Origin of the sequence: Denitromonas iodatirespirans, assembly GCF_018524365.1 — a bacterium.
In the GTDB taxonomy this organism is placed as follows: Bacteria; Pseudomonadota; Gammaproteobacteria; order Burkholderiales; family Rhodocyclaceae; genus Nitrogeniibacter; species Nitrogeniibacter iodatirespirans.
In genome coordinates, this window is the sequence record NZ_JAEKFT010000060.1 from 1 (window position 1) to 6,299 (window position 6,299).

At 64.1% G+C, this 6,299-nt stretch carries 7 protein-coding genes; 5 read left to right on the forward strand and 2 right to left on the reverse strand.

Annotation, left to right across the window (positions count from 1 at the left end; translation table 11 throughout):
- Nucleotides 1–127 precede the first annotated feature (127 nt).
- Nucleotides 128–1,525 carry a GTPase/DUF3482 domain-containing protein gene (locus I8J34_RS23615; RefSeq protein ID WP_214364097.1) on the reverse strand — a complete coding sequence of 466 codons (1,398 nt, stop codon included), beginning with the start codon at nucleotides 1,523–1,525 and terminating at the stop codon, nucleotides 128–130.
- Nucleotides 1,518–2,957, reverse strand: a complete 1,440-nt coding sequence (locus I8J34_RS23620) for a DUF2868 domain-containing protein (RefSeq protein WP_214364098.1) — start codon at nucleotides 2,955–2,957, stop codon at nucleotides 1,518–1,520. The genes I8J34_RS23615 and I8J34_RS23620 overlap by 8 nt, the downstream gene beginning before the upstream one ends.
- A gap of 168 nt (nucleotides 2,958–3,125) precedes the next feature.
- Between I8J34_RS23620 and rpsF the strand changes: the two genes are divergently transcribed.
- The 5 genes from rpsF to dnaB all read left to right on the forward strand — a co-directional run bounded on the left by rpsF (nucleotide 3,126) and on the right by dnaB (nucleotide 6,119).
- Nucleotides 3,126–3,512, forward strand: coding sequence for a 30S ribosomal protein S6 (rpsF, locus tag I8J34_RS23625; RefSeq protein WP_214364099.1), 387 nt, complete (start codon nucleotides 3,126–3,128; stop codon nucleotides 3,510–3,512).
- A 6-nt stretch (nucleotides 3,513–3,518) separates the two neighbouring features.
- Nucleotides 3,519–3,851 (forward strand): primosomal replication protein N, encoded by a 333-nt coding sequence (priB, locus tag I8J34_RS23630; RefSeq protein ID WP_230411982.1) that lies wholly within the window; start codon nucleotides 3,519–3,521, stop codon nucleotides 3,849–3,851.
- Complete coding sequence (rpsR, locus tag I8J34_RS23635) at nucleotides 3,823–4,092, forward strand: 30S ribosomal protein S18 (RefSeq protein WP_214364100.1); 270 nt, start codon at nucleotides 3,823–3,825, stop codon at nucleotides 4,090–4,092. The genes priB and rpsR overlap by 29 nt, the downstream gene beginning before the upstream one ends.
- A gap of 15 nt (nucleotides 4,093–4,107) precedes the next feature.
- Nucleotides 4,108–4,560 (forward strand): 50S ribosomal protein L9, encoded by a 453-nt coding sequence (gene rplI, locus I8J34_RS23640; RefSeq protein WP_214364101.1) that lies wholly within the window; start codon nucleotides 4,108–4,110, stop codon nucleotides 4,558–4,560.
- Between the two features lie 176 nt (nucleotides 4,561–4,736).
- On the forward strand, nucleotides 4,737–6,119 hold the full coding sequence (gene dnaB / locus I8J34_RS23645; RefSeq protein WP_214364102.1) for a replicative DNA helicase: 1,383 nt from the start codon (nucleotides 4,737–4,739) through the stop codon (nucleotides 6,117–6,119).
- Nucleotides 6,120–6,299 lie beyond the last annotated feature (180 nt).

The following is a 6,299-nucleotide window of genomic DNA, read 5'->3' on the forward strand; positions in this document are numbered from 1 at the left end:
CTACTTCGACCGGCTCGGCGTACCTCGGCTCTCATGACCTCAACTGCTCGAACCGCCCGGTGCGGACCCGCATGCCGGGTGGTGTGGGAGGGGATCGGTCAGAATACCTGACCGCCCCTATCCCGATTCACGGCGACGCCGGCGCCGGTTCGGTGTCGTCGGCAATCCAGGCGGCCAGCGCGTCGATGGCGCTTTGGCGGCCGCTTGGGTCGAGCGTCGGGCTGGCGAGGAGGTTCGACCACTCTGGGTGGGCGCGGGCGGTGGCCACGGGGGCGGGCAGGTTGTCTTTGCGCCACCGGCGGACTTCGGTGGCGTCGAGTTCGACCGGGGTCAGTGCGGCGTGGCCGCGGCCGGTGAGGGCGCGCAGCAGTTGTTGCTGGCGGGCAGCTAGGAGCCGGAGGATGGTGTCGTCGACGGTCAGTTCGCGATGGCCGGTGAGTTTGCCGAGCAATCGGTCCCCGTAGTCGCTGAGGCTTTGCCAGGTGCCGCCGACGAGGGCGCCGAGCGCGGCGGCAGCGCCGAGGGTGAGGCCGCCGGTGATGAGGTCGATGCCGACACCGGCCGCGGCGCCCGCGGCTGCGCCTTTGCCGAGCGAGATGCCCATGGCGCGCAGGCTCTCGGGGTTGAACAAGTCGTCTTCCCAGCGTCCGTCGAGCAGCGGCAGCGGTGCGCTGTTGATGTCTTTGCGCGCAAAACCATAGAGCTCGAGCAGGGCGTCGACACAGCGCTGTTCGCGTGTGCGCACGCTGTGATGGAGTTGCTCGACCGCGCGGCGGATCGCTTCCTCGTCGGCGTCGACACGCAGGCGGGCGGCGGCGATGTCGATCAGCAGCTCGGCGATCAGCCGCGCGGCGGCGTGGTGGCGAAGATGGGCGTCGCGTTCGCGGCTGACGATCAGTCGTTCGAGTTCGTCCCGCCGATTGCCGAGTAGCGTGGCAAGGGCTTCATAGAGGCGCCGGTCGCCGCCGCGCTCCGGGGCGACGGTGTCGAAACGCACCTGGGCGTGGAGTCCGACGCGCGCCAGTGCTTCACGCCACTGGGCTTCCCGCGACTCCGTGGCGTGCACGAAATTGAGTACGGGCAACAGCGGTCGGGCGCAGTCGGCGAGCACGGCGAGCTCGTCGCGGTGTTTGGGCAGGACGGGGTCGCGCACATCCACCACGTAGAAGGCGGCATCGCTATCGAGCAGCTGGCGCAGGACTTTGGCTTCTTGCTCGTAGCGCCCGCGGGCGTCGGGACTGGCCAGGAAACGCTGGGTGCGCTCGGGGCCGTCGCTCCGGCTGCCGGCAGGCGCGAGGGTGTCGATGTAGTCGCGCAGGGCGATGGCGTCTTCCATGCCGGGGGTGTCGAACAGGGCAACGAGCGCTTCGCCGTCGGCCAGCAGGCGGGCGCCTTCGACATGGCGGGTGGTGCTGGGGCGGTCGGAGACGTCGCCGAAGCGGGCGTCGCGCAGCAGGGTTCGGAGCAGGGACGTCTTGCCAGTATTGGTGTGGCCGACGACGGCGATGCGGATCGGATCAGGCATTCGGCGCCTCCAGCCAGTCGCGTGCGGCCGCCCGGCTTTCGAACACGTGCTCGGCGGCCAGATCGATGCTGGCCAATCCTTCGTGCCAGTGCCGAACCCGACCGACGTCCGCGGGCAGGCCGTACAGCCATGCCCCGGTTGTATCGGCGTAGCGGCTCAGTTCGGCGATCAACGCAAGTGCGCCGCGATCGGGCGACAGGCGGGCGTCGATGGCGATCAGAAGGCGTCCAGCGCCGTGTTGGGCGAGCTGGTCGAGGGCTTGGTGGCGTGTTTCGCGACTGTCGATACGACCGGCGTCGTGGGCCGGCGGAAAGTCCGTCGGTGGCCAGGGCAGATCGTCTGCCAGCTCGAGCGCCATCAGGCAGCGTTGATGGTCGGCGCCGGGAGTGCGATGGCCCGCATGAAATTCGGGAAGCTTGGCCGGTGCGGCGCTGCAGATGCCGGCGGATTCGGTGTCAGGCATCAGCCGGTTTTTCAAGCGGGCATAGGCCGGGAGTGTCAGGTCCAGACGAAATCGGCGTTGTGCCTGGCGCCACTTGAAGTGGCACAGCAACAGCAGCAGTGCGCGCGGCACAATGCCATAGAGCAGGAGTGCGCTGACCAGCAGGCCAGACCAGGCATGGCGATCGGCGTCCACCGCCGTCGAGCCGCCGGCGTTGAGCACCATGGTGGCGTCGGGCACGGTGATGCCAAGCGCGGCAGGCAGGAGGGCTAGCGCCTGTGTCAGGCGAACAAACGTGTCGGCAGGCAGAATCGTGGTCTCCCAGACGAAGCCATAGCGCCGGGTCGCCAGTAGAAAAAACAACGTCAATAAGGCTGTACACAATGTCGTGAGCCAGAGCGCGTGGCTGAGGCGCCCCAGCCACCAGTAGGTGGCGCGGGCTTGTCGGGCAATCTCGAATTGGGCTTGCATGACCCACGCCAGTGGCTGGGCCTTGCTCAGGCGCTGCCGGATCCATAGCCAGAGCTGCCCAGCCAGGCTGCCGGATTGCCCGATCGGAACCCAGCGGCCGATGAGCCAGAGCAGCAAGGTCAGAACATGCAGCCCAAGCAGCCCGCTCAACGCCCAGACGATGTTGACCGGGCGGCTGCCATCACCGAGGACGGTGCCGGCGGCGCCTGAGCCAGCGCCAGCCGCCAGTAGCAGCGTGGCGACCATGAGCGGGGCCGTGTGCTGGCGACGCGCCCCCTGTGCCGTACGCAGGCGGTCGGCGGACGAGAGATTTGATGCCCGGGTGACGATGCGCTGTTCCAGATCGCCGCCTGCGGCACGCGCCGCTCTGAGCGCGGACGCATCGTCGGCAGGGCCGGCACTGTCTTCGCTCAGTCGCACTGCTTCAGCCAGCCAGCGCTGTTCGAAAGTGGCGGTCGCCGCGGGCGCCACGATGGCTGCGCGAGGCGGGGCGGCGGGGAAGGTCTCAGGGTTCGACATGCTGGCGCCTAGGATACCGTTTGGCGGCTGAAGCCGCCGCCGTGCGTTTCTTCTTGGAGGTGCGTGTTGATGGCGGATATCAATCTTGCTAGACTAGCGAGCTTTCCCTTGCTCCACCGGGACCGCATGACCGGGGGGCTACGCATAACGTAACCTTGAGGAGTGTGCATGCGCCACTACGAAATCGTATTTATCGTCCATCCGGACCAGTCCGAGCAGGTGCCTGCCATGGTCGAGCGCTATCGCTCGCTGGTGGAAACCAAGGGCGGCAAGATCCATCGCCTGGAAGACTGGGGCCGCCGTCAGCTGGCTTACCCGATCCAGAAAATTCACAAAGCGCATTACGTGCTGATGAACATCGAGTGCGACCAGGAAACCCTGGCCGAGCTCGAGCATGCGTTCAAGTTCAACGATGCTGTGCTGCGCCACCTGACCGTTGTCACCAAGAAGGCCGTGACCGAACCGTCCCCGATGATGAAGGACGAGAAGTCGCGCTCCCTGACCCGTGACGCCGACGGTGACGACGCCAAGGCAGAAGAGACCGCCGAGGACTGAGCCTGCGTGCTCAACACGTTGCAGATTGTCGGGCGCTTGATTGAGTTGAGTCCGATGCGATACACGCCAGCCGGCGTGCCGATGAGCGGTTTTGTGCTGGGGCATGAGTCCCGCCAGATCGAGAACGGAATCGAGCGCAGCGTGATGTGTGAGCTGCAGGCGGTGGCCCTGGGCGAGATGGCCAAGGCCTTGTCTGCCGCTGTCGCAGGAATGAAAGTGGAAGCCGCCGGCTTTCTGGCTGCAAAAAATCAGCGTAGCAAGATGCCGGTGTTGCACGTAACGAATATCAAATTTGTAGAAGGAATCGAAAATGGCCTTCAAGCCGAAGAAAAAAGGTGATCGTGGTAGTCGTGGGGGTGGCCTGTTCAAGCGCCGCAAATTCTGCCGCTTCACTGCCGAGAAGATCGAAGAAGTCGACTACAAGGACATCGACATCCTGAAGGACTTCGTGACCGAAACCGGCAAGATCATGCCGGCGCGCATCACCGGCACCAAGGCCGGTTACCAGCGCCAGCTGTCGACCGCCATCAAGCGCGCCCGCTTCCTGGCGCTGCTGTCGTACACCGACCTGCACAAGTAATCGAGGAGTCCAGACATGCAAATCATTCTTCTGGAAAAAGTCGGCAAGCTCGGTGGCCTGGGTGACGTGGTGAAGGTCAAGGATGGCTACGCCCGCAACTTCCTGATCCCGCAGGGCAAGGCAAAGCGTGCGACCGACGCCAATATGGCCGAATTCGAAGCTCGCCGTGCAGAACTCGAAGCGCTGCAAGGCGAGAAGCTGGCTGCTGCCCAGTCGCTGGCGGAGAAACTCGAAAGCCTGATGGTTCAGATCACCCGCAAGGCGGGCATGGACGGTCGCCTGTTTGGTTCGGTGACCAATGCCGACGTGGCCGAAGCGCTGGCCGCTCAGGGTTTCGAGATCGAGCGTAGCGCCATCCGCATGCCGGACGGCCCGCTCAAGCAGGTGGGAGACGTCCAGCTGGAAGTCGGCCTGCACGCAGATGTCGTGACCACCATCACGGTGTCGGTGCTGGGCGATCACCAGTAATTCGAATCTCGCCGATCGACAAAAGGGCTGCGTGTGCAGCCCTTTTGTTTTTGGCAAAATGCGACATGGTGCTGCGCCTGTGTCGTGTCATGATGTTGCTCCGTTTTTCGGGGTTGGCGCCTGATATTAGGTGATCGAAGTCGCCAGCCGGCCCCTACGTCGCTGTCAGGATTTTCATGCAATCAGACCCACAATTGGCCGCGCTCAAGCTGCCTCCGCACTCGCTCGAGGCGGAACAGTCCCTGCTGGGAGGGTTGCTGCTCGACAATACCGCCTGGGATCGAGTGGCGGACTTGGTGACGAGCGCCGACTTCTACCGTGACGACCACCGCCGGATTTTCAACCATATTGCCCGACTGATCGAGTTGAACAAGCCGGCAGACGTGGTCACCGTCTTTGAGTCGCTGGAAAAGAATGGCGAGTCGGATCAGGCGGGCGGCTTGGCCTATCTGGGGGAGATCGCAAACAGCACCCCGTCGGCCGCAAACATCCGTCGCTACGGTGAAATCGTCCGCGAGCGCGCCATTTTGCGCAAACTGGTGACGGTCGGCGACGACATTGCATCGTCGGCGCTGACGCCTTCTGGCAAGGATGCCAAGACGCTGCTCGACGAAGCGGAGGCCAAAGTCTTCGAGATCGCCGAGGCGGGCTCGCGACACTCGACAGGGTTTGTGCCCATCCAGCCGATCCTGGGGCAACTCGTCGACCGGATTCAGGAGCTGTACGACCGGGACGCACCGAACGAAGTGACGGGGGTGCCCTATGGTTTCGTCGATCTGGATGAAAAAACTTCGGGGCTACAGCCGACCGACATGATTGTCGTGGCAGGTCGTCCCGGCATGGGAAAGACCACTTTTGCGCTGAATGTCGCCGAGAACGTCGCGGTCGAGTGCGGCTTGCCCGTCGCCATCTTCTCAATGGAGATGCCCGGCACCCAGTTGGCCATGCGTTTCATTGCCTCGGTCGGCAAGCTTGATCAGCACCACCTCAAAACCGGCAAGCTCAACGATGACGAGTGGCAGCGTCTGACCTACGCGCTGGGCAAGCTGCACGAGGCGCCGATCTACATCGACGAGTCCCCGGGGCTGAACCCGACCGACCTGCGCGCCCGGGCGCGCCGTCTCTATCGCCAGTGTGGCAAGCTCGGCCTGATCGTGATCGACTACCTGCAGCTCATGACTTCGTTGCGTCAAAGCGACAACCGGGCGGCCGAGCTGTCTGAGATATCCCGCTCCATCAAGTCGCTGGCCAAGGAGTTGCATGTGCCGGTGATGGCGCTCTCCCAGCTCAACCGCAGCCTCGAACAGCGGCCGAACAAGCGACCGGTGATGTCCGATCTGCGTGAATCCGGAGCCATCGAGCAGGACGCGGACATCATCATGTTCATCTACCGCGATGAGATCTACAACCCGGATTCGCCCGACAAGGGCTTGGCCGAGCTCATCGTCGGCAAGCACCGGAATGGTCCGACCGGTACCGTGCGCATGACTTTCCTGGGCGAGTCCACGCGTTTCGAAAACTACGCTGGCGGAGGCTATGGCGGTGCGAACGAGTATTGAGTGAGCGCGGTCGCGGCGAAAATTTCTCCCAATGGTTGACAGTGCTTTTTGAGTGACTATAATTCGCACCTCGCTTGAACGCAGTGCGGTTGAGCGAGGCGCCCGGAGCGGGTTTCGGTAGATGGGAAGTGGCTCTGGGGGTTGACGAGGCGGGTTGGTTGTGTAAGAATTCCGCTTCTT